This is a genomic window from Chitinimonas sp. JJ19, assembly GCF_036961565.1.
Classification (GTDB): Bacteria; Pseudomonadota; Gammaproteobacteria; order Burkholderiales; family Chitinimonadaceae; genus Chitinimonas.
Window position 1 is genome coordinate 119,757 of sequence record NZ_JBAMDD010000009.1, and the last position, 26,951, is coordinate 146,707.

A 26,951-nucleotide genomic window follows, 5' to 3' on the forward strand; every position below is an offset into this window, starting at 1 on the left:
CTGAAGCAACTGCGGAGGACACCATGAACCGTCAGAATGCCGACCCGGAAGCCACCCGCCTGGCAGCGCTGCATCGCTGCGGTATATTCCAGACCCCTGCCGAGCAGGATTTCGATTTTCTGACCCGCCTGGCGGCTGAGATATGCCAGGTGCCCTATGCCTTTGTCACATTCGTGGATCAGGACTATGTCTGGGCCAAGGCCTGGCATGGCGTGGAAAAGATCGCCCCAGCGGCCCGCTGTGACGATTACTGCGACTTTGTCATCCGTAGCGGCCAGCCTCTGGTCGTGCATGATCTTTGCAGCGACCCGCGCACCGCCAGCTTGCCACCGACCCTGGACGGTTTCCGCATGTATGCCGGTGTTCCCCTGCTGACTGCCGACCAGCAGGCTATAGGTACGCTCTGCGTGCTCGACAAGCAGGCGGGCCGGCCCAGCGATCACCAGGTAGAGCTGCTGCAGTCCCTGGCCCGCCAGGTCATGGCCCTGGTGGAACTGCGCCAGCACAAGCGTGAGCTGGAAGACAATGTGCATCTGCTGGAACGCCTGGCCACAACCGACGAACTGACCGGGCTGATGAACCGCCGCCGCCTGATGGAGCGCCTGGGCGAGGAGTGTGCCAGGGCGCGGCGGTTCAAGGAGCCGATGGCGCTGGTGCTCTTGGACCTGGACCATTTCAAGCAGGTGAACGACCAGTGGGGCCACGCCACTGGCGATATCGTGCTGGCCAATACCGGCAGACTGATACGCGAGACCCTGCGCGAGACGGACAGCGCCGGCCGTTATGGCGGCGAGGAACTGTGCCTGCTGCTGCCGCATACCGAGCTGGATGGTGCCGCCACCGTGGCGGACACCCTATGCGGCCGGCTGGCTACCCGCTCGCATCGTACTGCCGGTGCGCCGGAATATGTCACCGCCAGCCTGGGGGTGGCAGCCAGCAGCCACCTGGATCAGTGCCACCCGGCCACACTGCTGGCCCAGGCTGATGCAGCCCTGTATCGCGCCAAGGATAACGGCCGCAACTGCGTTGTGGTCGCGCAAGAGGCGCTGGCCTAGTCTAGGCTGAAGCAGCAGCAACTTGATTCGCAACCCAAGCTTGCCAATGATTAGAGCGTAAACCGGCACAGCTGGTTGTCACGATGTTGTCCCGTTGCTACTGACCCTACTCCCTCCAAGCGAGCAGACGCATGCAATCACTACGCAGCAAACTCATTATCGCCATGGCCATTCTGGTCAGCATAGTCGCCTTGATCCTTACCATTGCCTCTTACATACGCATGCGCGATGAGCTGATGGCGGCATTGCAGTCCCAGTCCAGCGAGGCCGCCCAGGCAGCTGCACGATCGGCGGACGAATGGCTGAACGCCAAGTCCTCCATCATCACCGCCCTGGCGGGTACGGCGGGTCAGCTTGCCACGGCTGCCCCACCAGCAGCCCCAGAACCCGCTGCAGATGCGAGCACACCCGCAGCAGGCACGGCAGAAGCCGCCGCACCCGCCGCGCCGCCGACACCAGCAGCCCCGCCCGTGCTGCCCTTCCTGCAGTTGAGTGAGAAGTCCGGGCAGTTCGATACCACCTATGTGGGCTACGACGATAAGCAGATCGTTTTCTCCAAACCACAAAACCTGCCCGAGGGTTACGACCCGACTGGCCGGCCGTGGTACCAGCAGGCCAAGTCGGCAGGTAAGACCATCATCACCGAGCCCTATCTGGATGCTGCCACCAAGAAGCTGGTGATTTCCATGGCCAGCCCAGTCAGCGGCGCAACAGCCGGTGTGGCAGCCGGTGATGTGTTCATGGATGGCCTGGTCAGCGGTGTACTGGGGGTCAAGCTGGCCCATCAGGGCTACGCCTTTGCACTCGATGCCAAGGGTGTGGTGCTGATCCACTCCGAAGAAGCCAAGCGCATGAAGCCGGCCATAGAAATGGCACCAGGGCTGGATGCCAGCAAGCTCAAGACCTTGGCCGAAGGCGGCCAGATGGAGCAGATCACCATTGATGGGCAGGAAAAATTTGTCCAGGTGCGCCCCATCCCCAGCACCGGTTGGTATCTGGCAGTGGCCATAGACAAATCCGATGCCCTGGCGCCGCTGGGCAAGCTGCTGATCTTCTCAGTCATGCTGGTAGTCGTGCTGCTGGCAATATCCATGGCCCTGCTGACGGCCACCATCAGCAAGATGTTGGCAGGCCTGATGCGGGTACGTGATGCCATGCGTGCCATCGCTACCGGTGGCGGCGATCTCACCCGTCGCATCCCGGTCAGCGGTAATGATGAGATTGCCCAGACGGCCCAGGCCTTCAACCAGTTTCAGGAACAACTGCGGCAGATGTTTGTAGAACTGCAGGGCGAAGCCAGCCACCTCACCGACGGCGTCAACAATATCGCCACCCTTACCCGCCGTATGGCGGAGGATTCGCGCCAGTTGGCCGACCACGGGGCGGCTAATGCCGCCACCATAGAGGAGTTGACCGTCAGTATTTCGCACATCGCGGACTACGCGGGTGATGCCAACACGCTTGTCGATGCCACTGGCAAGCTGTCGGCCGAGGGTTCCAACAGCATTGCCCAGGTGTCCGGCGAAATCGACAACTCGGCCAGCGCCGTGCGCGAACTGTCCTCGCTGTTTACCGAGGTCAATCGCCGTGCCGACGATATCGGTGGCATTGTGCAGGTGATCAAGGAGATTGCCGACCAGACCAACCTGCTGGCGCTCAACGCCGCCATTGAAGCGGCACGCGCCGGCGAGCAGGGCCGTGGCTTTGCCGTGGTTGCCGACGAAGTCCGCAAGCTGGCCGAGCGCACCGGCCAGGCCACCCAGGAAATCTCCACCATGATAGGCAGCATGCGCGATGCCACGCAGGGCGCCACGGGCAATATGCAACGCACGCTTAGCTCGGTAGAGGCCGGCGCCGGGCTGATACGTGAGACTGCCAGCAACATCGCCCAGATACAGCAGCGCATGTCGGAAGTCGTCAGCAATATGCGTGAAATCGCCCATTCCACCAGCGAGCAGCGGCAAGCCGCCACCCTGATGGCACAAAATGCCGAGCGCGTGACGGCCCAGATCCAGCAAAGTGACGAAGCCTTGCAGGCCATGACCGGCACCCTGGGCGAGCTGGATCAACTGGCCAGTGGCATCCGCACCATGTTCGCCAAGTTCAAGCTGTGAATAACTTGCACTTGGAAAACTGACACTTTGCTGCCCAAAGCCATGAAATGGCGATATACGGCGGTTACCGCGTGAAATATCTGCCCAAAGGCTGATTGCTTTGTCATAAAACTCCCCTATGCTGAAACAGGCAAAGGGGAGTTTTCATGTCAGGCGCGGCACATTACGACGAAGAACAAAGGCTCAAGGCGCTCTACCAAAGCGGCTTGCTGGACAATCAGAAGCACGAGGATTTCGATTTCATCGTGCAGGCCGCCGCCAGGCTGTGTGATGTTCCCCAGGCCTTCGTCGCCTTTGTCGATCGCGGCCTGGTCTGGATCAGCGCCTCGGTGGACTACCTGCCCTTTCGCCAGTTGCCGCGCAGCGGCACTTTTGCCGACCTGGCACTAACTGGCGATGCCTTTATCAATATCCCCGACCTGCATACCGACCCGCGCACGGCAAGCCACCCGCTGACCCAAAGCGGATTCGGTTTTTGCATGTATGCGGCCACGCCCATCTGCGCGCCAAATGGGCATGCCATAGGGGTATTGAGCCTGCTGGACAATCGCCCTCGCCTGCTGGATGCAGAGCAGCGTGAATGGTTGCTGCAGCTGGGCCGGCAAGCCTCGGCCCTGGTCGAGTGGCGGCGGGTACGCAAGGAACTGGAGGGGGCACTGCTGGAGCAAGAGCGCGCGACCCGGATGGACCATCTCACCGGCCTGCCCAACCGGCCGTGGTTGCTGGCGCGCATTGAAGAGGAATGCAACCGTGCCCATCGGTTTGGCCACCCCTTCTCCCTGATCCTGTTCGATCTGGACAAGCTGGGCGAAATGAACGAGCAAATGGGCCGAGACTGCGGCGATGCCGCGCTGGGTCGGGTGGGCAGGCTGCTGCGTCAATCATTGCGCAATACCGATACCGCAGGCCGCCTGTCTGGCGACCGCTTCTGCATCGTCCTGCCCAACACCTCGGCCGATGGCGCTGCCACCCTGGCCGAGATGCTGCGCGGGCGGATCGAGTCCAAACCCAATCCACTGGAACCCGCCCTGGCCATGACCGCCAGCTTTGGCGTGGCCTGTGCTGCCGAGCACGGCATATACGGCGCGCACAGCCTGTTGGCTGCCGCTGGTGCGGCACTGGACCAGGCAAGAATCGATGGGCGCAACCGCGTGGCGGTAGCCCTCAGCACACCGCCTGATCTGGGCTAAGCGCCGCTGCCGCTCAGATCAGCGTTGCGCCACCCTGACGATCTTCATGGTATTGGTACTACCCATCAATCCCACCGTATCGCCCACTGTGACCACGATCAGGTCACCAGGCTGAACCAGGCCTTGCTCCAGCAGCTTGAGTTCAGCCGACACCAGCAACGATTTCTGGTCGCAATCGTGCGCCAGCATCATGGGATAGACATCGCGGAACAGACTCAGGCGCCGATAGGTGGCGATTTCCGGAGTCATGGCATAGATAGGCACACCGCAGTTCACCCGGCTGGTCCAGAGTGCGGTCGCCCCTGTCTGCGTCAATGCCACGATGGCCTTGACCTTGAGATGGGTAGCGGTAAACAGGGCCGCCATGGCGATGGACTGATCGACCCGGATGAATTCACGATTCAGGAAGTCGCGGTCCAACTGATAGTCCGAGGACTTCTCTGCCTCCAGGCAAACCCGCGCCATCGCTTCCACCGTCTCGATGGGGTATTTGCCCGCCGCCGTTTCGGCCGACAGCATCACGGCATCGGTACCATCCAGCACCGCATTGGCCACATCGCTCACCTCGGCACGGGTGGGCACCGGGCTGGAGATCATCGATTCCATCATCTGTGTCGCGGTAATGGTCAGCTTGTTCTTTTCCCGTGCCAGACGAATCATGCGTTTTTGCAGGGCAGGTACGGCTGCATCGCCGACCTCCACCGCCAGGTCACCCCGGGCCACCATGATGGCATCCGAGCTTTCGACCAGCTCGTCGAGATTGGCAATGGCCTCGGTGCGCTCAATCTTGGCCACCACCTGAGCACGGCTGCCTGCAGCCTGTATCAGGGTACGGGCCATATACATGTCGGCGCTGCTCTTGGGAAAGGACACGGCCACATAGTCAGCCTCCAGCTTGGCGGCAACCTTGATGTCCTCCATATCCTTGGCGGTCAGGGCCGGCGCAGAAAGCCCGCCGCCTTGCCGGTTGATGCCCTTGTTGTTGCTCAGCACGCCCCCTACCCGCACACGGGTATGAATGGCGCTGCCCTGCACGCTCTCCACATCCAGCACCAGGCGGCCATCATCAAGTAGCAGCACATTGCCAGGGCTGACATCGCGTGGCAGCTCCTTGTAATCCAGCCCGACCCGCTCGTTATTGCCCAGCTCGCATGCCGAATCCAGGATAAACAACTGGCCCGGTTCCAGCGTGATCTTGTTCTTCTCGAACTTGCCTACCCGTATCTTGGGGCCTTGCAAGTCCACCATGATGGCGACCGGCAAATTCAGCTTCTCAGCTGCCGCCCGCACCATCTCGGCACGACCGATATGGTCCTCAGGCTTGCCGTGTGAAAAATTCAAACGAACGACATTGACACCCGCTGCGATCAAGCGGGTAAGCACCTCAGGGTCGCTGGTGGCGGGGCCTAGCGTGGCAACTATCTTGGTACTGCGCTGCATGCGGTAGCACTCCTCGGCTTGGGTGGGTGTTCCGTACACCGCCAGGGTTTTCGGCGGCATTCCGGCAACCGGCTGATACCGGTCTCTTATGTAGTAATTCTACAAGCCGATTGCGATGTAATCCCGACTATCTGACTACGCCCTAGCTATCACGACATCTTTATCGCTTTTCGCCCACAGCGGCTACCGCCGGCAAGCCCATGCAGCATGGGCAAGGCAAGCAACAGGTCAGCCCGGTGTTATGCTTCGCCAAGCCCTTGCCTGCGTGCCTTGGCTGCAGCCCGCCGCTCGGCAAAGAAATCCTTGAGCAATTGCCCGGCTTCCTCCGCCATGACACCGCCCTCCACCATGGTGTGGTGATTTAACTGTGCGTAGCCAAACAGGTCCAGCACGCTGCCAGCCGCCCCGGTCTTGGGGTCGGGCGCGGCATAGACTACCCGCGCAAGACGGGCGTGCATCATGGCGCCGGCGCACATGGCACAGGGCTCCAGCGTCACATAGAGTTCACAGCCCGGCAGGCGGTAATTACCCAACAGGGCGGCAGCGGCACGCAAGGCGCGCATTTCGGCATGGGCAGAGGGATCGTGCAGGCCTATGGGCGCATTGCTGCCCCTGGCTATGACCACGCCGTCCTTCACCAGCACCGCCCCTACAGGCACCTCACCGGCCGCCCGGGCCAACTCGGCCTCCTGTAGGGCCAGTCGCATAAAGTGTTGGGCATCGCTCATGGCTTGCTAGGTTCATGTGGGCAGCAAAAGAGGCGGCGAAGTTAACCCGATTCCCGCACTGCCCGCCAGCTATTTGTTGGCTGCCAGGGCCCGTTCAAATGCGGTGGACTGTATCAGGCTACGGGCTTCCGGCTCGGTTTGTATCAACCTCGCCTCGCGCATGAAGCGAAGCACGGCACGCACATGGTATTCCAACCCACCCAGGTCGCCATGGCGCTTGGCAGCTTCTGCCGCATTGGGAAACTTGATGCTGGCCAGGCCCGCCATCATGCTGGTATCGCCCTCGGCGACAAAGCCCTTGAACAGGCCAGCATTCAAAGATGACTTGAAATCGGCAAAGCGGGTGCCGCCACTGCGTACCCAGCTCACCCCCTTGAGCCATCCCCGATAGAACCGCACCCATTGCTCGTCCGGTATGCTGGCAATAGCTTGCTTGTTGGCGGCAAATCCCTCGGTCACGATGCCGGCATAGGTTGCGCTATCGGCCGGTATCGATGCGCCCACGGTGCGGTAGATAAACATGGCTTGCGGGTCGGGCAACACGCTGAGCGATATCTGGCCCTTGGCAAAGGCGGCAGCCAACTTCTCGGGACTGGCCTCCATCAATCTGTAGTCGCTCAGTTGCCGACCATTGGCACTGAGATAACGCGCCAGCAGGAACAGCTGTCCAACCTGCTTGTCGCCTACGCCCAGTATCTGGCCATTGAGTTTGGTGACATCGGCGCCGGCCTTCAGCAGTATCTTCACGCTGCCGTTGGAGGTATGGGTTTCTGCCGTCAGCTTGATCGGTGCGCCTTCCATCTGGGCACCCACGAAATTCGCGGTCAGGTCGCCGGCAATATCCACCTCGCCATCCCCAAGCGCCTTCAGCAGCGTACGGCTCTCGGTGAAGGGCACCAGCTGTACCTGCACCCCCAACTCCTTCCAGTAGCCTTTCTCCTCTGCCACATTGAGCGGGGCAAAGCCCAGGTTGGGTAGATAGCCTACCTTGATCGGTGCAGCGTGCGTCAGCAGCGCCAGCGAGGAAAGAACGGCGGCGAACGCCCCGCGCTTGATAGTAGCCCACATACGTTTGCATCCCTCTGGCACACCCCGTGGTCGGAGCTTTGTTCTAATTGCAGTCAACAGCCGATGCTGACGGCATTAAGCTTAACCAAATTGGTGATGTTGTAGATGCGGGATTACAGCGATGTGACTTTTATCCCTACACCAAGCGCTTAGTTGGCAACACTTTCATGCCAAATACAGGGCAAATACCCGAACTAAATATGCAATCAGGCTATACCCAGCAACTCTGCGGCATGCTTGCGGGTGGTATCAGTAATGTCCACCCCTCCCAGCATGCGGGCGATCTCTTCTATCCGCCCGGCATCGTCCAGCCTGGCAATGCGGCTGAGCACCGTCTCGGCGGTCTGCACCTTGCTGACCTGTAACTGCTGGTCACCGCTGGCGGCAACCTGCGGCAGATGGGTAATGCACAGCACCTGGTGACGCTTGCCCAGCGTCTTGAGCAGCTTGCCCACTATCTCCGCCACGCGCCCGCCTATGCCCACGTCCACTTCGTCAAATATCAAGGTCGGCACCTCGGCCACCTGGCTGGTGACCACCTGCAAGGCCAGGCTGATACGTGACAGCTCGCCGCCCGATGCCACTTTGGCCAGCGAGCGTGCGGGCGCACTGGCGTGCGGCGCCACCTGGAACTCCACTTGTTCCAGGCCATAGGCCGCAGCAATTTCACCGGGTATCAAGGCAATCTCGAAGCGGCTACCGGCCATGGCCATGGTCTGCATCTCGGCACTGACAGCCTTGCCCAGCTTCTCGGCTGTGGCGCCGCGCGCCTTGCTCAGCTGCGCGGCAGGCTTGCGGTAGGCCGCCTCGGCCTTCTGCACCGCTGCCGTCAATGCTTCCATCCCCTCATCGCCGCCCAGCTCGGCCAGACGGGCACGCCAGCCGGCCAGCTTGCCCGCCAGTTGCTCAGGCTCGATACGGTACTTGCGCGCCAAGCGGTAGATATCGTCCATGCGCCTTTCCACCTCGACCAGCCTGCTGGGGTCCAACTCCACCTTGTCGGCGTAGTGCCGCAAGGCATGTACTGCCTCAGACAAGTTGGCATCGGCCGTCGCCAGCAACTCCACCGCCTCATTCAGGCCGGGGTCCAGGCTGGCCAGATCGGCCAGGCGCGACTGCACACCCGCCAGCAATGACTGCGCATTGACCTCCCCATCCGCCAGCGTCTCCAGCGCGCTCTGGCCGCCTTCGATCAGGCTGGCCGCATGGCTCAACCGGCTATGCTCGCTCTGCAGCTCCTGCCACTCACCAGCCGTCATGTTCAGGGTGGCAATCTCCTCGATCTGCCACTGCAAACGCTCGCGCTCGGCAGCGTATTCACCAGCATGCTTGCTGGCCTCATTGAGTTTTTCCTCAGCCTTCTTCCAGGCCACGAACGCCTGCCGCACGCTACGTGCCAACTCAGTCTGGCCGGCAAAGGCATCCAGCAACCCACGTTGCGATTCTGCCCGCATCAGCGACTGGTGGGCGTGCTGGCCGTGGATATCCACCAGGAACTCCCCCACCTCCTTGAGCTGGGCCAAGGTCGCTGGCTGACCATTGATAAAGGCACGCGAACGGCCGGTCGCGTCTATGGTACGGCGCAACAATAGGCTGTTCTCATCGCCTTCCAGCTCGTAGTCCTTGAGTATCTGGGCCAGTTCGTCATGTCCCTGGATATCGAACTGGGCCGACAGGTCCGCCTTGTCCGTGCCATGCCTGACCACGCCGGTATCTGCCCGCGCACCCAGCAACAGCGACAAGGCATCGATCAGGATGGATTTACCGGCCCCCGTCTCACCCGTCAGCACCGTAAAGCCATGGCTAAAGGTCAGCTCGAGTTCATCAACGATCACGAAATCGCGTAGGTGGAGTGTCAGCAGCATGGTTTAGGCACACAAAGATAGAGCCCGGCACCGCAGCTAACCGCAATGCGGGCAGGCAAAATGGCGAATCAGAACAGGCGCTCGCCCCAGTGCAGCTTGTGGCGCAGCATGTCGTAGTAGTTGTACCCCACAGGGTGCAGGATGCGTAGCGAGTTGCGGTAGCGCTTGATGGTCACCCTGTCCATTTCGCGCAGGTCAAAATGTGAATGCCCGTCAAAGTGCACCTTCACCTCGGACCCACGCGTCAGCATGAACTCCACGGTAGACGCATCGTTGACCGCGATAGGCCGTGCTGTCATGGTTTGCGGGCAGATAGGCACCAGGGCAATGGCCGGCACCGTGGGATGCAATATGGGCCCACCCGACGCCAAGGCATAAGCCGTGGAGCCTGTCGGCGTACTGACGATCAGGCCATCCGAGCGCTGGCTGTAAACAAACTGGTCGTCGATAAAAATCTCGAACTCGATCATGGCGCCCAGCGAACCCCGGCTGAACACCACATCGTTGAAGGCCAGGGCGGCATGCACCTCGCGCTCGTCGCGTATCACCTTGGCGGAGAGCAGCATGCGCTCTTCCGGCACAAAGTCGCCGTCCAGTATGCGGGGGATGATGGTTTCGATGTCATCCACACCCACATCCGTCATAAAGCCCAAGCGCCCCTGGTTGATGCCGACCAGGGGAATGCGATAAGGCGCCACCAGCCGCGCAATCGACAGCATGGTGCCGTCGCCACCCAGCACGATGACCAGATCAGCCACCTTGCCTATCTGCTCGGGCGGCACCACCAGGGTATCGGGAATGGGGTGCTCGGCCGCCGTATCGGCATCCAGCACGATGCTGGCACAGTCGTGCTGGCGCAGCAGGGCAGCGAGGCGGCGCAAGGGCTCGCCGATATTGGGGCTGTTGCGCCTCGCCACCAGGGCGATCTTCTTGAAGAGCGTACTCATGGGAAGGATTTAACCATAAGGCCAGCGCCTTGGGTTAGCGCCGCTTGCTTGCATCTTGCTGACGACAGGCCAGCACACCTATTTAGCGGCCTGCAGCCAGCGCCAGGGCAATGAAATCGCGTGGCACGCTGGTGCGTGGCACCCTGCCGACAAACCAGCGCCGTACATCGTCTTCCAGCCCTATACCGTGCATGTAGTTGTACAGGGCCTTGTTCAAAGCCTCGCCCAGGCTGTTATGGTCTACGCCGGTAGGGTCGTGGAAGCCCACATCGTTCTTGGCAAAGCTGATCTCGGGCAAAGGCAGCAGCGTCACCCCGTATTCTTCCGGGTTCTTGCCTACCGGCGAATGCACGGTGCAGACAAAGCGATGGAAGAAGCCAGACTGGATGCAACCTGCCGCAAACAGCTGCCGCACATACTCAAGCGCATCGACCGTATCGTGCACCGTCTGCGTAGGAAAGCCATACATCAGATAGGCATGTACCAGGATGCCGGCCTCGGTAAAACCATGGGTAACCCGCGCTACCTGGTCTACCGACACACCTTTTTTCATCAGCTTGAGCAAACGATCCGACGCAACTTCCAGGCCTCCGGAAATAGCGATACAGCCACTATCGGCCAGCAGCTGGCACAGATCCGGCGTAAACGACTTCTCGAACCGAATATTACCCCACCAGGAGATGGCAACATTGCGTCGCAGCAACTCCTCCGCCAGGGCGCGCAGCATCTTTGGGGGGGCGGCCTCATCGACGAAATGAAAGCCCGTCTGGCCTGTCTCGGCAATGATGGCCTCTATCCTGTCTACCAGGGTGGTGGCGGAGGCCGTCTCATAGCGAGAGATGTAATCCAGGCTCACATCGCAGAAACTGCATTTCTTCCAGTAGCAGCCATGGGCTACCGTCAACTTGTTCCAACGCCCGTCCGACCATAGCCGGTGCATGGGGTTGAGCATGTCGAGCAGGGAGAGATAGTGGTCCAGCGGTAGGCCGTCCCAGGTCGGCGTGCCTATCTGCTCGAACGGCACATCCGCTTCCATGAAGTTGATATAGCGCACCTTGCCCGACTCAGCATCGCGCACATAGGTACGCACCAAGCGTTGCTGCGAGCGTTTGCCCTTGAGGTGGTCCAGCAAGGCCAGCAAAGGCCGCTCGCCTGCGTCCAGCATCACATAATCAAAGTAATCAAACACCCGCGCCTCGGTCAGCTCGCGCAGCTCGGTGTTGACGAAGCCGCCGCCCAGCAGAGTCACGATCTGCGGGTGGCGGGCCTTGATGGTCTGGGCAATACGGAAGGCCGCATACACGGCGCCAGGAAACGGTACCGACAGCAACACCACCTGCGGCACCTCACGCTCGATGGCAGCCAGCGTCAATTCGGCCAGCAGGTCGTCGACCAGGTTAAGCGGTGCGGCCAGGGCCTGGGCCAGAGGCTCGAAAGTAGGCTGCGCCTGCGCCAGCGACTCGGCATAGCGGACAAACTCGAAGCGCTCATCCACCGCGTCGCGCAGCACATCGGCCAGGTCATTCAGATAGAGCGTAGCCAGGTGGCGGGCACGATCCTGCATGCCCAAGGCCCCAAAAGCCCAGGCCAGCGGGTCGCCGCCCTCTGGATCATCCGGGTCTACATAGACATCCAGCGCGTCGAATCGCGGCCCTTCCGGCAAAAAGCGCCGGCTGCAGATGCGATGGGCGACGGTGGAGTCTCGGCCCTGCAGGAAGGCGATCACCGGGCCTACCGTCCCCTGATACAAATCGAAGTGGGTATCAAAACCCTCGACCAGGGGTGTACGCGCCGACGGCGGCAGCGTTGCAATATGCTCACGCACCCGCGCCAGACCCTCGGCAGAAAACAGGCGCAGCACCAGGGCCAAGGCCAGATCCTGCTGTACTGCATCCACCCCCTGCGAACGCAGGAAGCCCGTCAGGTAGGCTGTAGAGGGGTACGGCGTATTCAGCTGCGTCATCGGCGGGATAAGCGACAGCACACGCGGGGATTGCATATCGGCGCTCATGCCGCTGCCCCCAAGGCCCATATACAGGCCGTCCTGCTGCTGTCTATCCACCATACTTGCTGCATCTTCATCACCAACTACCTAACAGAACTGCCGCCCCAGACCGGGCTGCCCACCCGTCATTTTGCCTGATCAGCGCGCCCAGGTGGCGATGGTGCAAGGCTATCGCACCAAGCCCTCACCCCGCGCAGGCCCCAAATCGCTGCAAAAGCGCCGCAGCCATGATTGAATACGCTCTTTCGGCACCCCGCGCTATCTCGCCTTCTTCTTCGCATGCCCCCCGCCCCGCTGCACCTTACGCCTGCCACCCTGCATCTCACCGAGCAAGGCATCCCCTATTCCGCTGCGTTCGACGATATCTACCACACCCAGGATGGCGGCCTGGCGCAAGCGCGCAATGTGTTCCTGGCCGGTAATCAGCTGCCGCAGCGCTGGCAGGGTACCCAGCACTTTGCCATATGCGAAACCGGCTTCGGCCTGGGCTTGAGCTTTCTGGCCACCTGGCAGGCCTGGCGTGCCGATCCGGCACGCGGTACCCGGCTGCACTTCATCTCCTGCGAGTTACACCCCTTCAGCGCGGCCGATCTCGCCAGTCTGTACCAGCATCTGTTTGCCGATGATGCCGATCTGCACGCACTAGGGCAGGCGCTGATAGCGCAATGGCCCACCCTGGTGCCCGGCCTGCACCGGCTGGAACTGCCCGACGGCGTGGTGTTGACCCTGCTGCTGGGCGATGCACTGGAATGGCTACCCAGACTCTCAGCCCAGATCGACGCCTTTTTCCTGGATGGTTTTGCGCCCAGCAAAAACCCGGAGCTATGGCAGGCGGCGCTCTACCAGCAATTCACCCGCCTGGCGGCCAGTGGCGCCACGCTGGCTACCTACACGGTAGCGGGCGCAGTCCGGCGTGGTTTGGAGGCCGCCGGCTTCAATGTGGCCCGCCAACCGGGCTTTGGCAGCAAACGGCAGATGCTGACAGGCCAATTTCGCGGAAAGCGCCACCGGCAAGCAGCCCCGGCAACACAGCACGCAATCGTGATCGGTGCAGGCGTAGCGGGCAGCGCTATCGCCGCGCGACTGGCAGCGCGTGGCTGGCGCATTACCCTGCTGGATCAGGCCCAGGCTGCGGCACAGCAAGCATCAGGCAACCATGCGGGTGCCTATCGCCCTGTGCTTTCAGGCGATGACAACCTCCAGGCACGCCTGGTCCGGGCGGCCTTTCTCTATGGTTTAAGGGGCTTGCGCAAACTGCCCAATGTCATCTGGGCCACCTGCGGTGCACTGCAACTGGCACGCGACACCGCCGAGGCCGAACGCTTCGAGCAACTACCCGACAGGCTGGGCTTGCCACCAGAATATGCCCAGGCCGTTACCCAACAAGCAGCCAGTGCGCTGGCCGGGCATGAGCTGGCCGCAGGTGGCTTGTGGTTCCCACAAGCCGGCTGGGTCAACCCGCCCAGCCTGGTACAGGCCCTGCTGGCTGAAGCGGGCGGTCGCCTGGATGCCCACTTTGGCAAGACCGTGGCCCAGTTGCAGCCTGGGCCCGACGGATGGCAGGCATGGGATGCCGCCGGGCAGTTGCTGGCGAGCGCGCCGGTGGTCGTCCTGGCCAATGCGGCAGACGCCACCCGCCTTGCCCCAGAGCTGGAGGTCGGCCAGGATGAACGCCTGGTCAGCCACCTGCCGCAAGCGCAAGTGCCGGCACTCCGTACAGTGGTGTGTCGTGGCGGCTATCTCACGCCCGCCCATGGCGGCCTGGCCTGCATAGGTTCCAGCCCGGCAGGCGCCAGTGCAGCCAGCGACAACCTGGCCCTGCTCGCGGCCATGCTACCCGCTGCTGCCCATGGCCTGGATGCCAGCCAGCTCGGCGGCCGGCGCTGCCATCGGCCCGGCACCCCCGATCGCCTGCCCCTGGTTGGCCCGCTGGTCGCGGTAGAGCGCTTCCAGCCCAAGCATGCCGGCAGCCTGCATCTGGCCCCGCGCCGCGCCGGGTTGTACGCCTTTACCGGCCTGGGTGCCCGTGGCCTCGTCTGGTCGCAGCTCTGTGCCGAGCTGCTGGCATCACAGATCTGTGGCGAGCCCTTACCACTGGAACGGGAGCTGGTGCAGGCCCTGGACCCAGCCCGCTTCCTGGCGCGCCGCAACAAATAAGCCCTGCTTGCGCAGGCAGGTTAAAATGGCGGGCTAGATCAGACTATCCAAGCCTATGACACTCACCGTATTACACCCACGCTGGCTTATCCCCGTCGAGCCGCAAGGCCTGGTACTGCAGCAGCATGCCCTGGTCATCGAGGCCGAGCGCATCGCCGCCCTGCTGCCCAGCGAGCAAGCCCGCGAACGCTACCCGCAAGCCCGCCATATCGAGCTTGCCGATCACGCCCTGCTGCCCGGCCTGGTCAATCTGCACGCACACTCGGCCATGAGCCTACTGCGCGGCCTGGCCGACGACCTGGCCCTGATGGACTGGCTCAACAACCATATCTGGCCGGCCGAGGGCAAGCATGTATCCGATGCCTTCGTCTATGACGGCACCCTCCACGCCATGGCAGAAATGCTGCGTGGCGGCACCACCACCGTCAACGACATGTATTTCCACCACGAAGCTGTGGCCCGTGCCGCCATTACCGCCGGCATGCGCACCGTGGTCGGCTGCTCCATCCTGGAGTTTCCTACCGGCTACGGACAAAACGCAGACGACTACATCAGCAAGGCCATCGCCGCGCGCGAAGCCTTCCGTGGCGAACCACTGGTCGGCTTCAGTCTGGCGCCCCACGCCCCCTATACGGTATCGGACGAGACCTTCAGCAAGGTGGTCACCCTGGCCGAGCAACTGGAGATGGGCATCCATTGCCATATCCATGAAACCGAAGACGAGATTGCCGGTAGCCTCACCCAGTATGGCGTCCGCCCATTGGAACGGCTACGCGCCCTGGGCGTGCTCGGCCCCGGCCTGGTGGCCGCCCACGTGGTTCACGCCAACGATGCAGAAATCGAACTGCTGGCCCACCATGGCGTGCATGTGGCACACAACCCGGCCAGCAACCTCAAACTGGCGTCCGGCTTTGCCCGCATCCATGCCTTGCAGGCAGCCGGTGTCAACGTAGGCCTGGGCACGGACGGTGCCGCCAGCAACAACAAGCTGGACATGCTGGGCGACCTACGCCTAGCCGCCCTGATCGCCAAGGCACAATCGGCCAACCCCACGGCATTGCATGCCGCCGCCGCACTCGAAATGGCCACGCTGGCCGGCGCCCGTGCGCTGGGCATGGCCGACCAGATAGGCAGCCTGGTCGTCGGCAAGCAGGCCGACATCATTGCCATCAACCTGGCCGATATCGGCTCACAGCCGCTGTACGATCCCATTTCGCAAATCGTCTACGCAGCAGGCCGCGAGCAGGTATCCCACGTCTGGGTTGCCGGCCGCGCCTTGCTACACGAAGGCGAACTGAGCACGCTCAACCCCGGCCAGTTGCTTGCCCGTGCCCATTTCTGGCAAGCGCGCATCAGCGCCTGAACGCCGCCCGCCCATCACGCCAGGACACCACATATGACGGAATCCACACACAACCTAGGCCAGCAGGCCAACGACGCCGTACGCAACGCCGACGATGCCGAACTGGCCAAGTTTGCCGACCTGGCCCACAAATGGTGGGATATGGAGAGCGAATTCAAGCCCCTGCACGAGATCAACCCCCTCAGGTTGGGCTTTATCGATGGCCACGCCGGGTTGGATGGCAAAACCGTGCTGGACGTGGGTTGCGGTGGCGGCATCCTGGCAGAAGCCATGGCCCGTAGGGGCGCAACGGTCACCGGGCTGGACCTGGCCGAGAAGTCACTCAAGGTAGCCCGGCTGCATGGCCTGGAATCCGGCATCAAGGTCGATTACCGTTGTCTGCCGGTAGAGCAACTGGCGGAGAGCATGCCCGCCGCCTTCGATGTGGTGACCTGCATGGAGATGCTGGAACACGTGCCCGAACCCAGCAGCGTGGTGGCCGCCGTCTCCCGCCTGGTCAAACCGGGTGGCTGGGTATTCTTCTCTACCATATCGCGCAACCCCAAGGCCTATCTGCAGGCTGTCGTGGGCGCCGAGTATGTGCTGGGCCTGCTGCCACGGGGCACGCATGATTACGCCAAATTCCTCAAGCCTTCCGAACTGGCCCGCATGGCCCGCAACAACAGCCTAGACCTGGTCGAGCTAAAGGGCATGGGCTACGACCTGATAGCCAAGAGCTACCACTTGAACGACGATGCCAGCGTCAACTACCTGCTGGCCTGCCGGAAAGCCGCAGCATGATCTCTGCCATTCTGTTCGACCTGGACGGCACGCTGGCCGATACCGCACTGGACTTGGGCGGCGCGCTGAACCGCTTGCTGGCCGAGGAAGGCCGGCCACCGGTAGCACATGAACGGATACGCCCCATCGCCAGCCACGGCGCCCGTGGCCTGGTTGAGCTGGGTTTTGGCATGAAACGCGACGAACCCGGTTTCGATGCCTTGCGTTTGCGCTTTCTGGACCACTACGAAGCCGGTTTCTGCGACCAGACCGTACTGTTCGATGGCATCAACCCGCTGCTGGAAGCGCTGGACGGCTTGGGCCTGCAATGGGGCATCGTCACCAACAAGCCCATGCGCTTCACCGACCGCCTGGTACCCAGCCTGGGTTTTAGCGTGCCGCCCTGTGTGGTGGTATCGGGCGACACAGTAGGTGTGGCCAAGCCCGACCCCCGCCCCATGCGCTACGCCTGCGAAGCCATGGGGGTGTCCAGCGCACACTGCTGGTACGTGGGCGATGCCGAGCGCGATATCGCCGCTGGCCGGGCGGTAGGCATGACCACCGTGCTGGCGGATTACGGCTATATCGCCGCAGAAGAAAAACCAGACGAATGGGGTGCGGATCTGCGCATCGCCACCCCGATGGAACTACTCACGCTGCTGCCGGCGCGTTGACACCGGCAGGCTCGGCTATGATGGGGGCTGAGACTCTATTCTTCCGGTTGGCATGAAACCCACGCGGCGCAGCTTCGACATCTTCGATACCCTGATCACACGCCGTCATGTGATGCCGCAGTGGGTACAGCATGAGCTGGAGCGCCGCACCGGCCTCGTCGGCCTGGCCGATGCTAGGCGCCAGGCAGATTTCCAACTCTACCAGGCAGGCCAGCCCTATGGCCTGGACGACATCTGGTATGCGACAGCGCAGCAACTGGGGCTGGACGACCGCACCCGCCAGCATTGCCAGCAGCTGGAAATCCAGCTCGAGCAGGAAGAACTCATCCCCATCCAGGCCAATCTGCAACAGGTGCAGGACGGCGACCTGCTGGTGTCAGATATGTACCTCAGCGTGCCCATCATTGAAGCCTTGCTGACGCAGGCAGGATTGCGCCGCAAGGTCGGCATGGTCATCAGCAACGATGGCAAGCACCGTGGCCATATCTGGCCAGCCCTGCTGGCCGAGTGCACCATCGCCAGCCACCTCGGTGACCACCCCCACAGCGATGTCGCCAGCCCCCAGTCTGCCGGCATTCCCAGCCAGCATTACACCGGTGCCAAGCTGACCCAGACCGAGCAATGGCTAAGCGACCAAGGCCACGCCAGCCTGGCAAGGTGGCTGCGCGAAGCCAGGTTGGCCAACCCCTATTCAGATCATCCCGGTAGGCCTGCCCTGGCGCACCTGTGGCTGCTGGCCACCCAGTTCAATCTACCCCTGCTCTACAGTGCCAGCCTCGCGCTGGAGGCGTATTGCCGCCAGCATGCCATCACCGATCTACTATTTATCAGCCGCGATGCCTGGCTGTGGCAGAAGCTGCACCAAGCCCTGTTTCCGCAGCGGCGCTGCCATTACTTCCTCAGCTCGCGCGCCTGCCTGCTCAAACCCAGCGCCAGCTATATCCAGTATGCCCAAACCATGCTGCACCCCCATGCCCTGCTGGTGGACCTGGCCGGCACCGGCACCTCCTGGCAACAATTCCTGGCAGAACAGCAACTAACAGCCCAATTATTCCTGCTGCAGCAGGTAGACAACTACCAATACCTGCAACATGCCCCCCCAACCAGCGACAGACTAGCCCTGCACGCACTCAGTCGTGCCAGCGAAATCGGCCCGCCCTACTCCAATGCCCTTGAGCAGCTCAATTTCGCGCAGCATGCCCGCGTGCAGGATGTGGTGCAAACCCCCGATGGCCAGTGGCAAGCGCAACTGGTCGATACGTTGGAATACCCCGAGGTCTATGCCCAGACGGCTGCCCAGGGCTTTGCCGCCGGCCTGGCAGCCCTGCCGCACTACCCTGAACTCACCGACCCCGTGGCAAACCAGGCTAGCGATCTGATACCCACGCTACTGCGCGCCATCAATGCCGACCGGGGTCTCGCTGGCCTGTATCAAAACCAGCGCCAGCACGACGCCCGCTATATCGCCAGCCTGCAAGCATGAACGGCCCACTCACCCAGCTCGCCAATCACTACCATTCAGATAAGGGCACGGCCTTTCTCGATGCACACGGCTACACCCGTGTCTACGACGCCCTGTTCGCCCCCTTGCGCCACACCCCGATACACCTGCTGGAAATCGGCCTGCTGCACGGGCTGGTACAAACCCGCAGCGGGGTCAGCCAGTTCAGCGATTGCCCCAGCCTGCGCATGTGGCGCGATTATTTCCCACAAGCCACCCTCTATGGCCTGGACATCGCCGATTTCTCGGCTGTGCAACTGCCCGGTACCGAGATCATCCGGGGCGATCAAGGCCAGCGTAACGATCTCACCAAGCTGGGCGAGATACTGGCACGCCATGGCAGCGATGGTTTCGATGTCATCATCGACGATGGCAGCCACGCCTCGCACCATCAGCAGATCAGCCTGGCCACCCTCTTCCCCCTGCTCAAACCAGGCGGGCTCTACATCATCGAAGACCTGCATTACCAGCCCGCCGAACTGGAACGCCCCGGCATCACCAAGACCCGGGCGCTACTGCAGTATCTACGGCATCGGCAAGGCACACTCCAGGCCGCCATCAGCCAGCAGGAATTCGACTACCTGCTGGAATACACCGCCGAACTGGGCTTTTTTGACAGCCTTACCAGCAACTACCCCATCACCCAGACAGCCGATGCCTTGGCCGTGCTGGTCAAGCGCGCGCCTACACCATGACAGCCACGTTCAACATCGTCCTGATCTCACCGGCAGGCTACCGTCATCCCGCCGCTTTCACCGAGCTGGCCCTGATACTGCGGCAAGCCATCACCGATGCCGGCTACCAGGCCGACATCGCCTACAACCAGCTAAGGCACGATGCCATCAACCTGGTGTTCGGCCCCCACCTGCTCAAGCCCCATGACCTGCCCGCCGTCCCGCCCGGCACCGTCTTCTTTCAGCTGGAGCAGATAGACGCCAATTCCCCCTGGTATCAACAGACCCTGCCCCACCTTATCAAGCACTTCGAGGTATGGGACTACAGCAGCCGCAATCTGCAAGCGCTGGCCCCTCAGTTGGGGCAGGCAAAGCGCTACCTGCATATGCCGCTGGGCGGCCAGCCACAGCGCGCGCCCATGCCGCCTGTTGAGCAGGACATCGATGTCCTGTTCTATGGCTCCCCCATGCCACGCCGGGACGCCATCATCCAGGCCCTGCAGCAGCAAGGCCTGGTAGCGCAGCAATACTGCAATATCTACGGCCCCGAGCGCGACGCCCTCATCGCCCGCGCCAAGCTGGTACTCAACCTGCACAGCTACGACGCCAAACTGTTCGAAATCGTCCGGGTAGCCCATCTGCTCGCCATAGGTGCTGCCGTCGTCAGCGAAACCAGTAGCGACCAGGCCGACTACCCCGGCATAGACCAAGCCATCTGCATCGTGCCGTACGAGCAATTGGTAGCAAACTGCATCAAGCTGGTCGCCGACCCCGCCGCCCGCCTGCAACAGGCCCAGCAAGGCCAGGCCTGGCTGGCGAACTACCCTCCGCTCCCCCAACTGTTACCAGCACTACAGCGCTTGGCCGCAGACTGGCAACCCGCCGCCGCCAGCGCCTGCCCCAACCGCATCAAGCTAGGCCTGAACCTGGCAGCCCATCCAGGCTGGCTAACCATCGCCGACAGCCCCGCAGCCGATATCCGCCACGACCCCTGCCAACCCCTGCCTCTTGGGCAAACCTTTCAGACCACCCGCTACGGCCCTGTCACCCTGGCGCCCGGCCTGTTCCAGCAGATAGACACCGCCGACTACGCCATGCTGTGCGACGACCTGCCCAACTTCATGGCCGCCTGCGCCCGGCTGCTTGTGGCCGACGGCGAATTCCGCCTCAACCTGCCACACGAACTCTCCGCTTATGCCTGGCGCCATCCCCGCACCCGCCGCAGTTTCAACGAGCAGAACTGGGGCATCTGGCACGACGCCCATGCCACCCTGGGCTGGGGCGATGTGGCGCTGGACTTGGCCGAATGCCGTATCACCCTCAGCCCCCTGGGCCAACAGCTGCAACGCACCGGCCAGCCCGACGACATCCTGCTACGCACACCGCGTGCCGTGGATAGGCTGGAAATCACCCTGCGCCGCCGCTGGCTAAGCGCAATAAACTAGTTTCCCTGCCCCCGTTGGGGGTATAATGGCCTCGCTTAAGACGCAAAGCACAACCGGGGACGACATGGCTTCGACGGGGGTTGCGAAGCGGATGAGGGCATGCCGGGATCTCAGCACCCCGTTAAACGCTGAATCGATTTAGTCGCAAACGACGAATCCTACGCTCTGGCTGCTTAATCCCAGCCGGACGCTGCACTGATCTGCTCATGGGTCAGGCCGGGCAACCGGCAGCAGCGTTATATACATGAGATCGCAGTACGGCGGGCTACTTGTCGTACTGTCAAATCTAGGTAGCTCGCGGTTGGCAAGCCTGTCGGTCGGCGTGTCACCCGTTAAATCCAGTTGGCCAGACTAAGCATGTAGAACTTGCCGTAGAGGGCTTTCGGACGCGGGTTCAATTCCCGCCGTCTCCACCAACACAACCAAGCGAAATCAACAACTTAGATTTTGCGGATTGTCATTAGAACGACTGTTTCTGCCCTGTTTTGCCTATGTAATGACAGCTTTAATGACAGCACCTAGCCCCGCCGCAAGCGGGGCTTTTGCTTTTGCAGAACGCTCGTCCCCGCTCGCAACACCCATGAGGACAACTCCCTCATGCGCTACATATCGCACACGGCCACCCCGCTCTCATCACCCGAATCTCGCATCGAGACCATCTGACGTAACGCGCTGGGCCTACCGCCACCGCAGCGCCTTGGCCAACTCCATAGGGCGGACGGCGTGAATACCGTTCTATGGCTGTACATACAGTCGGCGATAAAGCAATTGCGAGCCGATGACACCAATTCGCTGCGTGAACAGGTTAAGCGACAGACTGCGTTACTCCACGTGCTCTGCCCCAATGCCAACTCGGAGAGAGATGTGACGAGCCGCAGATCGATGATGGGCACACTTTACAATGCGTCGGCGCCTCGCCATCGGTCAGCACTTGAAGCGATGCGCCGCACCCCATGGCTATGCATAACTACTCGCAACTGAGTTGAGCTAAGTTAGCAGGCTGGGACGTAGGTCGCTTACCGTTCGTCGGATGTACCAATAAATGCCCATTTTCTGGAAGGCGTATACTGCGGATTCTGACTTTGACCACCAAGTGAGACAGGATGAGTCATCCAGCACCCCATGCGGGAGCCCTGCTTAGCGAATTGCGTGAGCTGATAGAAGACGCTCGGCGCCAAGTCGCGCGCACGGCGAATTCGGCACTGACCATTACTTACTGGCGTATCGGCAAGCGCCTGCTGACCGATAACCTTAACGAAGGCCGGGCTGCGTACGGTCAGCAGATTCTTGCATCACTGGCGCAATCATTGGAGCGCGAGTTTGGCAAGGGCTTCAGCTACTCGGCCTTGACCAGAATGATCCGATTTGCCGAACTGTTTCCCGACGAGCAGATTCTTGTGCCACTGATACAAGAATTGACCTGGACCCACTTCCTGGCGCTCCTGCCGCTGAAAGACCCGCTAGCTCGTGAGTTTTACGCCGAAATGTGTCGGATCGAGCGGTGGAGCGTTCGCACACTGCGTCAGAAGATCGGTGGCATGCTGTTTGAACGTACAGCGTTGTCGAAGCACAGCCAAGACGTTGTGCGGCAGGAACTGGCCTCGTTGCGCAACGGCCAGTTGTCGCCCGACCTGGTATTCCGTGATCCGTACCTACTAGATTTCCTCGGCCTCTCTGGCGCATGGAGCGAAAAGGACCTGGAGACAGCCATCCTACGCGAGATGGAGACCTTTCTGCTCGAAATGGGCAGTGGCTTCTGCTTCTTAGCCCGCCAGAAGCGCATGTCGGTAGGCAAGGATGATTTCTACCTGGACCTGCTGTTCTACCATCGCCACCTTCGGCGCCTGGTGGCCGTCGAACTGAAGCTGGAATCCTTCCAACCAGCACACACCGGTCAGATGGAGCTTTATCTGCGCTGGCTGGACAAGTATGAGCGTGCACCGTGCGAAGAAGCTCCGATCGGCCTGATTCTATGTGCCAGCGCCGACGCAGAGCAGGTCGAGTTGCTGCAGCTGGACGACAAGTCGATTCGCGTCGCTGAATATTTGGTCGAATTACCGCCGGCCGAGATTCTCCGAGAGCGCCTACACCGGGCGATTGAACATGCGCGCGAGCGTGATGACGGCATGCTACTACCCAATGAGTCAAAGCGTGAACGATGAGGGACGATCAACGGTATCGTTACGCATCTGCCGAGCAATATTTAGAGTCACAATCCGGAGCCAGGGCCCTCCCAATGAAATATCTTGAACGATTCGATAACTGCCTCATCAACCCAACGGAAGCAGAATCCTTGGACCGCGACCCAATCAGTGCGTTCTCGTTCTATCTGTCTGGTCGTGTCGCTGCGCTAAGCAAACTTGCGGCTGAGATAGTTGAGGACTTGGACGCGGGCTACAACGCGGGGGCCATAGACGGTGCAAAAATTGCACACGCAGAAACGCTTATGTGGCTGTGGATACTTGGTGCATACGAGGTGGTTCGCACAATGCACCAGGCCAAACAGTGTTTTAGCCAATCTGTTGCGGCTGATCTCGGCAAACTGAAGAAGCAACTGGCCAAGGTTAGAATGCCAGCAGCCAAGATGGAGAAAGCAGGGAGTCAGGCACCTGTAACATCGAATCGCAGCCCATCCGGCTGGGACGTTTCAAGGAAGGATATCTTGGTGAACGATCCTGAAGATTCAATAAACGTTTCTGCTCGCGCACTGTTCGCTGAATTTGATCGCGTCCTCTGCGGCATCAAGCGAGCAGACATCCTGTCGTCACACGACGAATCTTACGAGACATAGCCTGCCTGGGTTTTGAGGTCAGCGGTAGAATCATGCTCTTACTTTTAAACTAACACCCAAGAATTCACACGGTTTTTCAAGACTTAAACTCAACCAAATGCCGGGCAAACACTCTTGCCAGCCTCACCCCACCAACACCACCCCATCCTGCACACACAGCGGCACCGCCAGCAAGGCCGCGCCCGTGCATTCACCCGCCACGCACACGCCGTCCTGCCAGCGATACCGGGCGTAATGCACATTGCAGCTCACGCTCTCGTGCGGCTTGAAGATCAGTTGCTCCTGCTGCTTGGCCAGCGGCACACCAAAGTGGGCGCAACGATTGACGTAGCCGTAGACAACCTCGCCGCTACGCAATAACAGCAGGTGGAACGGCATGGCCGCTACACCCAGCGTCCGCATGGTCGCCACCCCATCCACCAAGTCCGCCAGCGCGCACACTGGCGCGCCCGGCGAGGGGGCATGGGGCACTTGGGTCCAGTGCTGCGGCTCGGTCGGGCTCATGAGTAGGGGCTCCATCTGCCGTAGATCATTCTGCACACTCCCTAGGTCCACCCATACACCGGATTCGTGCCCAGCAGGATGGCAAGCGCCTCACCCGCCTGCAACACGCCACCTTAGTGTAGCCCCAACCAAAACCGGTGCCGTCGCTGGCTAACCTCCACGGCCAGCCAGCACGACAATGCCGATGGAGACGCTCAGCGCTTGGCGGCTTCTGCGGCCATCACACGCTGGCGGCGGCTTTCTGCCACACACATGCCGGTCGCAACCGAGACATTCAAGCTTTCTACCGTGCCGAACATGGGGATGTTGACCAGCACGTCGCAGTGTTCGCGCGTCAGCCTGCGCATGCCCTGCCCTTCCGCGCCCATAACCCAGGCCAGCGGGCCGGATTGATCAAAATGGAACAGGTCGGTATCGGCATCCATATCCGTACCGGCTATCCAGACCCCGGCGTCTTTCAACTCCCTCAGGCTGCGGGCCAGATTGGTCACCACAATATAGGGCACCACTTCGGCGGCACCGCATGCCACCTTGGAGACAGTCGCATTGATGCCGACCGATTTATCCTTGGGTGCCAGCACGGCGTGCACCCCCATGGCGTCTGCCACCCGCAGGCAGGCGCCCAGGTTATGGGGATCGGTTATACCGTCCAGCACCAGCAGCAGGGGCGGTTCGGTCAGGTCTTCCAGCACGTCTTCCAGCGCAACAAAGGTCTTGTTGGCATCGATGACGGCCGCCACCCCCTGGTGCCGATGATGACCTGTCAGGCCGTCCAGCCGTGCTGCATCGGCGTGTATCAGCCGCACGCCAGTGTGTTCCGCCAGTTTCAGCAGCTCGTGCATGCGCGGGTCGTGCCGCTCGCGGGCCACATAGAGTTCCAGCACGCTTTCGGGCAGGCGGCTGAGGCGGGCGGTGACGGCATGGAAGCCGTGCAGTACGCGGGTATTGGCCATAGTCATGGTTCCTGGTGGGCATGATCCAGCAGCAGTTGCAGGCTACGCCTGCCTTGCCACTCATTCACGCAAAGTTGGTAGACCGCCTCTACCCGGTCGGGTAGCGGTTCGGCATGCTGGAAGTACATGGCGTCAAAGGTTTGGCCGCCCTGGCCTTCCAGTTGTAATTTCAGGTGCTTCTCGCCCACCACCCGCTGGCTGCGCACGCGAAAGCGGCCGATAAACCTTGGCGCGGGAAAACCCTGGCCCCATACCCGGCAATCGAGGCGCTCGGCCAGCTCCATACTCATGGCAGCGGCATCCAACTCCCCGTCGGTTTCCACCGTGCGGGTCAGGGCCTGTGTGTCCAGCAGCTCGCGGCACACCGTCTCGAAGCACTGCCTGAACAACCCTACGCCATCGGGGTCGGCCAGGGTCAGGCCGGCGGCCATGGCGTGGCCGCCAAATTTGGCAATCAGGTTAGGCTCGCGCTTGGAAACCAGGTCCAACGCATCACGCAGATGCAAGCCGGGGATGGAGCGGCCAGAACCCTTGATCTCGCCTTCGAGGCCTTGCGCAAACACGATGGTGGGACGATGGTGCTTGTCCTTGAGCCGGCTGGCGACCAGGCCCACTACGCCCTGGTGGAAATCCGGGTCGAACACGGTCAGGCTGTAGCGATCCCCGACATCGATCTGATCGAGCTTGGCCTGGGCGATATCCTGCATCTCAGCTTCGATATGGCGCCGCTCACGATTGAGCTGATCCAGCTCGCGCGCCATGGCCAGCGCCGCGTCGGCATTGGCCGCCGTCAGGCAGGCAATGCCCAGGCTCATATCGTCCAGCCGCCCTGCTGCGTTCAGGCGCGGCCCCAGCATGAACCCCAGGTCGAAGGCGCTCGCCCGGCGTGCTTCGCGGCCAGCCGCCTGGTACAAGGCCTGGATGCCGGGACAGGCACGGCCGGCACGCATGCGCTTGAGGCCTTGCTCCACCAGAATGCGGTTGTTGACATCCAGTTTGACCACATCTGCCACCGTACCCAGCGCGACCAGGTCCAGCAACTCCGCCAGGTTGGGGCCGGTGCCCTCGCCAAAGGCGCCCCGCTGGCGCAGTTCGGCGCGCAAGCCCAATAGCACATAGAACATCACACCCACACCGGCCAGATGCTTGCTGGCAAACTCGCAGCCGGGCTGATTGGGGTTCACGATCACGGCCTCGGGCAGTATCTCGCCGGGCAGGTGGTGGTCGGTGATCAGGACATCCATGCCCAGTTGCCGGGCACGCTGCACACCGGCGGCACTGGCGATGCCGTTATCCACCGTCACAATCAGCTGCGGCTGGCGGCTTGCCGCCAGCTCGACGATCTCCGGTGTCAGGCCGTAACCGTATTCAAAACGGTTGGGCACCAAAAACTCCACCTTGGCACCCAGCATGGAGAGCCCACGCAAACCCACCGCGCAAGCAGTGGCGCCGTCGGCATCGTAATCGGCCACGATCAGGATACGCTCCTGTGCAGCGACGGCATCCGCCAGTCTGGCAGCGGCTTGCGCCAGACCCTTGAGCCCGCTGGGTGGCAACAAATGCTTCAGCTCGGTTTCCAGCTCAGTGGCGCTGCATATGCCCCGGGCGGCATAAACGCGGGCCTCCACCGGGTGCAGGCCTGCGGCAAGCAGGCTGTGCTCTGCCTCGGGTGGAATCGTACGGGTCAGTATTTGCATGTAGGGAAACGTGGCACAACA

General features: G+C 61.8%; 21 protein-coding genes and 1 other RNA gene. 13 read left to right on the plus strand and 9 right to left on the minus strand.

The genetic code is table 11. The features are described 5' to 3' along the window. Positions 1 to 23 precede the first annotated feature (23 nt). The 3 genes from V7714_RS12885 (at position 24) to V7714_RS12895 (ending at position 4,359) form a co-directional block, all read left to right on the plus strand. Positions 24 to 1,055, plus strand: coding sequence for a sensor domain-containing diguanylate cyclase (locus V7714_RS12885; protein ID WP_335710095.1), 1,032 nt, complete (start codon positions 24 to 26; stop codon positions 1,053 to 1,055). A 131-nt stretch (positions 1,056 to 1,186) separates the two neighbouring features. Beyond that, positions 1,187 to 3,169, plus strand: a complete 1,983-nt coding sequence (locus V7714_RS12890; RefSeq protein ID WP_335710096.1) for a methyl-accepting chemotaxis protein — start codon at positions 1,187 to 1,189, stop codon at positions 3,167 to 3,169. Between the two features lie 146 nt (positions 3,170 to 3,315). Then, positions 3,316 to 4,359 carry a GGDEF domain-containing protein gene (locus tag V7714_RS12895; RefSeq protein WP_335710097.1) on the plus strand — a complete coding sequence of 348 codons (1,044 nt, stop codon included), beginning with the start codon at positions 3,316 to 3,318 and terminating at the stop codon, positions 4,357 to 4,359. Between the two features lie 18 nt (positions 4,360 to 4,377). Here V7714_RS12895 and pyk read toward each other — a convergent pair whose 3' ends face one another. The 6 genes from pyk to V7714_RS12925 form a co-directional block, all read right to left on the minus strand. Next, complete coding sequence (gene pyk / locus V7714_RS12900) at positions 4,378 to 5,799, minus strand: pyruvate kinase (protein WP_335710098.1); 1,422 nt, start codon at positions 5,797 to 5,799, stop codon at positions 4,378 to 4,380. 239 nt (positions 5,800 to 6,038) lie between these two features. Then, on the minus strand, positions 6,039 to 6,527 hold the full coding sequence (tadA, locus tag V7714_RS12905; protein ID WP_335710099.1) for a tRNA adenosine(34) deaminase TadA: 489 nt from the start codon (positions 6,525 to 6,527) through the stop codon (positions 6,039 to 6,041). Between the two features lie 69 nt (positions 6,528 to 6,596). Continuing rightward, a complete protein-coding gene (locus V7714_RS12910) occupies positions 6,597 to 7,595 on the minus strand; it encodes an ABC transporter substrate-binding protein (RefSeq protein WP_335710100.1) in 999 nt (332 codons plus the stop codon). 206 nt (positions 7,596 to 7,801) lie between these two features. Beyond that, a complete protein-coding gene (gene recN / locus V7714_RS12915; RefSeq protein ID WP_335710101.1) occupies positions 7,802 to 9,460 on the minus strand; it encodes a DNA repair protein RecN in 1,659 nt (552 codons plus the stop codon). 68 nt (positions 9,461 to 9,528) lie between these two features. Beyond that, positions 9,529 to 10,407, minus strand: a complete 879-nt coding sequence (locus tag V7714_RS12920) for an NAD kinase (protein ID WP_284195911.1) — start codon at positions 10,405 to 10,407, stop codon at positions 9,529 to 9,531. Between the two features lie 82 nt (positions 10,408 to 10,489). After that, on the minus strand, positions 10,490 to 12,406 hold the full coding sequence (locus V7714_RS12925) for a B12-binding domain-containing radical SAM protein (protein WP_335710102.1): 1,917 nt from the start codon (positions 12,404 to 12,406) through the stop codon (positions 10,490 to 10,492). A gap of 285 nt (positions 12,407 to 12,691) precedes the next feature. Between V7714_RS12925 and mnmC the strand changes: the two genes are divergently transcribed. The 10 genes from mnmC (at position 12,692) to V7714_RS12975 (ending at position 23,776) form a co-directional block, all read left to right on the plus strand. Then, positions 12,692 to 14,569: a bifunctional tRNA (5-methylaminomethyl-2-thiouridine)(34)-methyltransferase MnmD/FAD-dependent 5-carboxymethylaminomethyl-2-thiouridine(34) oxidoreductase MnmC gene (gene mnmC, locus V7714_RS12930; RefSeq protein WP_335710103.1), complete on the plus strand. Its 1,878-nt coding sequence runs from the start codon at positions 12,692 to 12,694 to the stop codon at positions 14,567 to 14,569. Between the two features lie 55 nt (positions 14,570 to 14,624). Beyond that, complete coding sequence (locus V7714_RS12935) at positions 14,625 to 15,932, plus strand: TRZ/ATZ family hydrolase (protein ID WP_335710104.1); 1,308 nt, start codon at positions 14,625 to 14,627, stop codon at positions 15,930 to 15,932. A gap of 33 nt (positions 15,933 to 15,965) precedes the next feature. Next, complete coding sequence (ubiG, locus tag V7714_RS12940) at positions 15,966 to 16,712, plus strand: bifunctional 2-polyprenyl-6-hydroxyphenol methylase/3-demethylubiquinol 3-O-methyltransferase UbiG (protein ID WP_335710105.1); 747 nt, start codon at positions 15,966 to 15,968, stop codon at positions 16,710 to 16,712. After that, positions 16,709 to 17,365, plus strand: a complete 657-nt coding sequence (locus V7714_RS12945; protein ID WP_335710106.1) for an HAD family hydrolase — start codon at positions 16,709 to 16,711, stop codon at positions 17,363 to 17,365. The genes ubiG and V7714_RS12945 overlap by 4 nt, the downstream gene beginning before the upstream one ends. Positions 17,366 to 17,417: 52 nt before the next feature. Further along, positions 17,418 to 18,848 carry a hypothetical protein gene (locus tag V7714_RS12950; RefSeq protein WP_335710107.1) on the plus strand — a complete coding sequence of 477 codons (1,431 nt, stop codon included), beginning with the start codon at positions 17,418 to 17,420 and terminating at the stop codon, positions 18,846 to 18,848. Next, on the plus strand, positions 18,845 to 19,561 hold the full coding sequence (locus V7714_RS12955; RefSeq protein ID WP_335710108.1) for a hypothetical protein: 717 nt from the start codon (positions 18,845 to 18,847) through the stop codon (positions 19,559 to 19,561). The genes V7714_RS12950 and V7714_RS12955 overlap by 4 nt, the downstream gene beginning before the upstream one ends. After that, on the plus strand, positions 19,558 to 20,985 hold the full coding sequence (locus V7714_RS12960) for a glycosyltransferase (protein ID WP_335710109.1): 1,428 nt from the start codon (positions 19,558 to 19,560) through the stop codon (positions 20,983 to 20,985). The genes V7714_RS12955 and V7714_RS12960 overlap by 4 nt, the downstream gene beginning before the upstream one ends. 55 nt (positions 20,986 to 21,040) lie before the next feature. After that, positions 21,041 to 21,401: a transfer-messenger RNA gene (ssrA, locus tag V7714_RS12965) on the plus strand. Positions 21,402 to 22,088: 687 nt separating this feature from the next. Then, positions 22,089 to 23,147, plus strand: coding sequence for a PDDEXK nuclease domain-containing protein (locus V7714_RS12970; RefSeq protein WP_335710110.1), 1,059 nt, complete (start codon positions 22,089 to 22,091; stop codon positions 23,145 to 23,147). Positions 23,148 to 23,221: 74 nt separating this feature from the next. Next, the gene (locus V7714_RS12975) at positions 23,222 to 23,776 is read left to right on the plus strand and encodes a hypothetical protein (RefSeq protein ID WP_335710111.1); all 555 of its coding nucleotides are present in this window, start codon (positions 23,222 to 23,224) and stop codon (positions 23,774 to 23,776) included. Positions 23,777 to 23,899: 123 nt separating this feature from the next. On the opposite strand, the gene V7714_RS12980 is transcribed toward V7714_RS12975, so the two are convergent. The 3 genes from V7714_RS12980 to recJ all read right to left on the minus strand — a co-directional run bounded on the left by V7714_RS12980 (position 23,900) and on the right by recJ (position 26,930). Beyond that, positions 23,900 to 24,280 carry a Rieske (2Fe-2S) protein gene (locus tag V7714_RS12980; RefSeq protein WP_335710112.1) on the minus strand — a complete coding sequence of 127 codons (381 nt, stop codon included), beginning with the start codon at positions 24,278 to 24,280 and terminating at the stop codon, positions 23,900 to 23,902. Positions 24,281 to 24,474: 194 nt separating this feature from the next. Beyond that, positions 24,475 to 25,233, minus strand: coding sequence for a 23S rRNA (guanosine(2251)-2'-O)-methyltransferase RlmB (gene rlmB / locus V7714_RS12985; protein WP_284195900.1), 759 nt, complete (start codon positions 25,231 to 25,233; stop codon positions 24,475 to 24,477). A 2-nt stretch (positions 25,234 to 25,235) separates the two neighbouring features. Continuing rightward, the gene (recJ, locus tag V7714_RS12990; protein WP_335710113.1) at positions 25,236 to 26,930 is read right to left on the minus strand and encodes a single-stranded-DNA-specific exonuclease RecJ; all 1,695 of its coding nucleotides are present in this window, start codon (positions 26,928 to 26,930) and stop codon (positions 25,236 to 25,238) included. Positions 26,931 to 26,951: the final 21 nt, after the last annotated feature.

What these genes read in the sequence shown, in the direction of transcription:
- V7714_RS12885 (WP_335710095.1), top strand. Translation starts at nt 24, where the DNA reads ATGAACCGTCAGAATGCCGACCCGGAAGCCACCCGCCTGGCAGCGCTG.
- V7714_RS12890 (WP_335710096.1), top strand. Translation starts at nt 1,187, where the DNA reads ATGCAATCACTACGCAGCAAACTCATTATCGCCATGGCCATTCTGGTC.
- V7714_RS12895 (WP_335710097.1), top strand. Translation starts at nt 3,316, where the DNA reads ATGTCAGGCGCGGCACATTACGACGAAGAACAAAGGCTCAAGGCGCTC.
- pyk (WP_335710098.1), bottom strand. Translation starts at nt 5,799, where the DNA reads ATGCAGCGCAGTACCAAGATAGTTGCCACGCTAGGCCCCGCCACCAGC.
- tadA (WP_335710099.1), bottom strand. Translation starts at nt 6,527, where the DNA reads ATGAGCGATGCCCAACACTTTATGCGACTGGCCCTACAGGAGGCCGAG.
- V7714_RS12910 (WP_335710100.1), bottom strand. Translation starts at nt 7,595, where the DNA reads ATGTGGGCTACTATCAAGCGCGGGGCGTTCGCCGCCGTTCTTTCCTCG.
- recN (WP_335710101.1), bottom strand. Translation starts at nt 9,460, where the DNA reads ATGCTGCTGACACTCCACCTACGCGATTTCGTGATCGTTGATGAACTC.
- V7714_RS12920 (WP_284195911.1), bottom strand. Translation starts at nt 10,407, where the DNA reads ATGAGTACGCTCTTCAAGAAGATCGCCCTGGTGGCGAGGCGCAACAGC.
- V7714_RS12925 (WP_335710102.1), bottom strand. Translation starts at nt 12,406, where the DNA reads ATGCAATCCCCGCGTGTGCTGTCGCTTATCCCGCCGATGACGCAGCTG.
- mnmC (WP_335710103.1), top strand. Translation starts at nt 12,692, where the DNA reads ATGCCCCCCGCCCCGCTGCACCTTACGCCTGCCACCCTGCATCTCACC.
- V7714_RS12935 (WP_335710104.1), top strand. Translation starts at nt 14,625, where the DNA reads ATGACACTCACCGTATTACACCCACGCTGGCTTATCCCCGTCGAGCCG.
- ubiG (WP_335710105.1), top strand. Translation starts at nt 15,966, where the DNA reads ATGACGGAATCCACACACAACCTAGGCCAGCAGGCCAACGACGCCGTA.
- V7714_RS12945 (WP_335710106.1), top strand. Translation starts at nt 16,709, where the DNA reads ATGATCTCTGCCATTCTGTTCGACCTGGACGGCACGCTGGCCGATACC.
- V7714_RS12950 (WP_335710107.1), top strand. Translation starts at nt 17,418, where the DNA reads ATGAAACCCACGCGGCGCAGCTTCGACATCTTCGATACCCTGATCACA.
- V7714_RS12955 (WP_335710108.1), top strand. Translation starts at nt 18,845, where the DNA reads ATGAACGGCCCACTCACCCAGCTCGCCAATCACTACCATTCAGATAAG.
- V7714_RS12960 (WP_335710109.1), top strand. Translation starts at nt 19,558, where the DNA reads ATGACAGCCACGTTCAACATCGTCCTGATCTCACCGGCAGGCTACCGT.
- V7714_RS12970 (WP_335710110.1), top strand. Translation starts at nt 22,089, where the DNA reads ATGAGTCATCCAGCACCCCATGCGGGAGCCCTGCTTAGCGAATTGCGT.
- V7714_RS12975 (WP_335710111.1), top strand. Translation starts at nt 23,222, where the DNA reads ATGAAATATCTTGAACGATTCGATAACTGCCTCATCAACCCAACGGAA.
- V7714_RS12980 (WP_335710112.1), bottom strand. Translation starts at nt 24,280, where the DNA reads ATGAGCCCGACCGAGCCGCAGCACTGGACCCAAGTGCCCCATGCCCCC.
- rlmB (WP_284195900.1), bottom strand. Translation starts at nt 25,233, where the DNA reads ATGGCCAATACCCGCGTACTGCACGGCTTCCATGCCGTCACCGCCCGC.
- recJ (WP_335710113.1), bottom strand. Translation starts at nt 26,930, where the DNA reads ATGCAAATACTGACCCGTACGATTCCACCCGAGGCAGAGCACAGCCTG.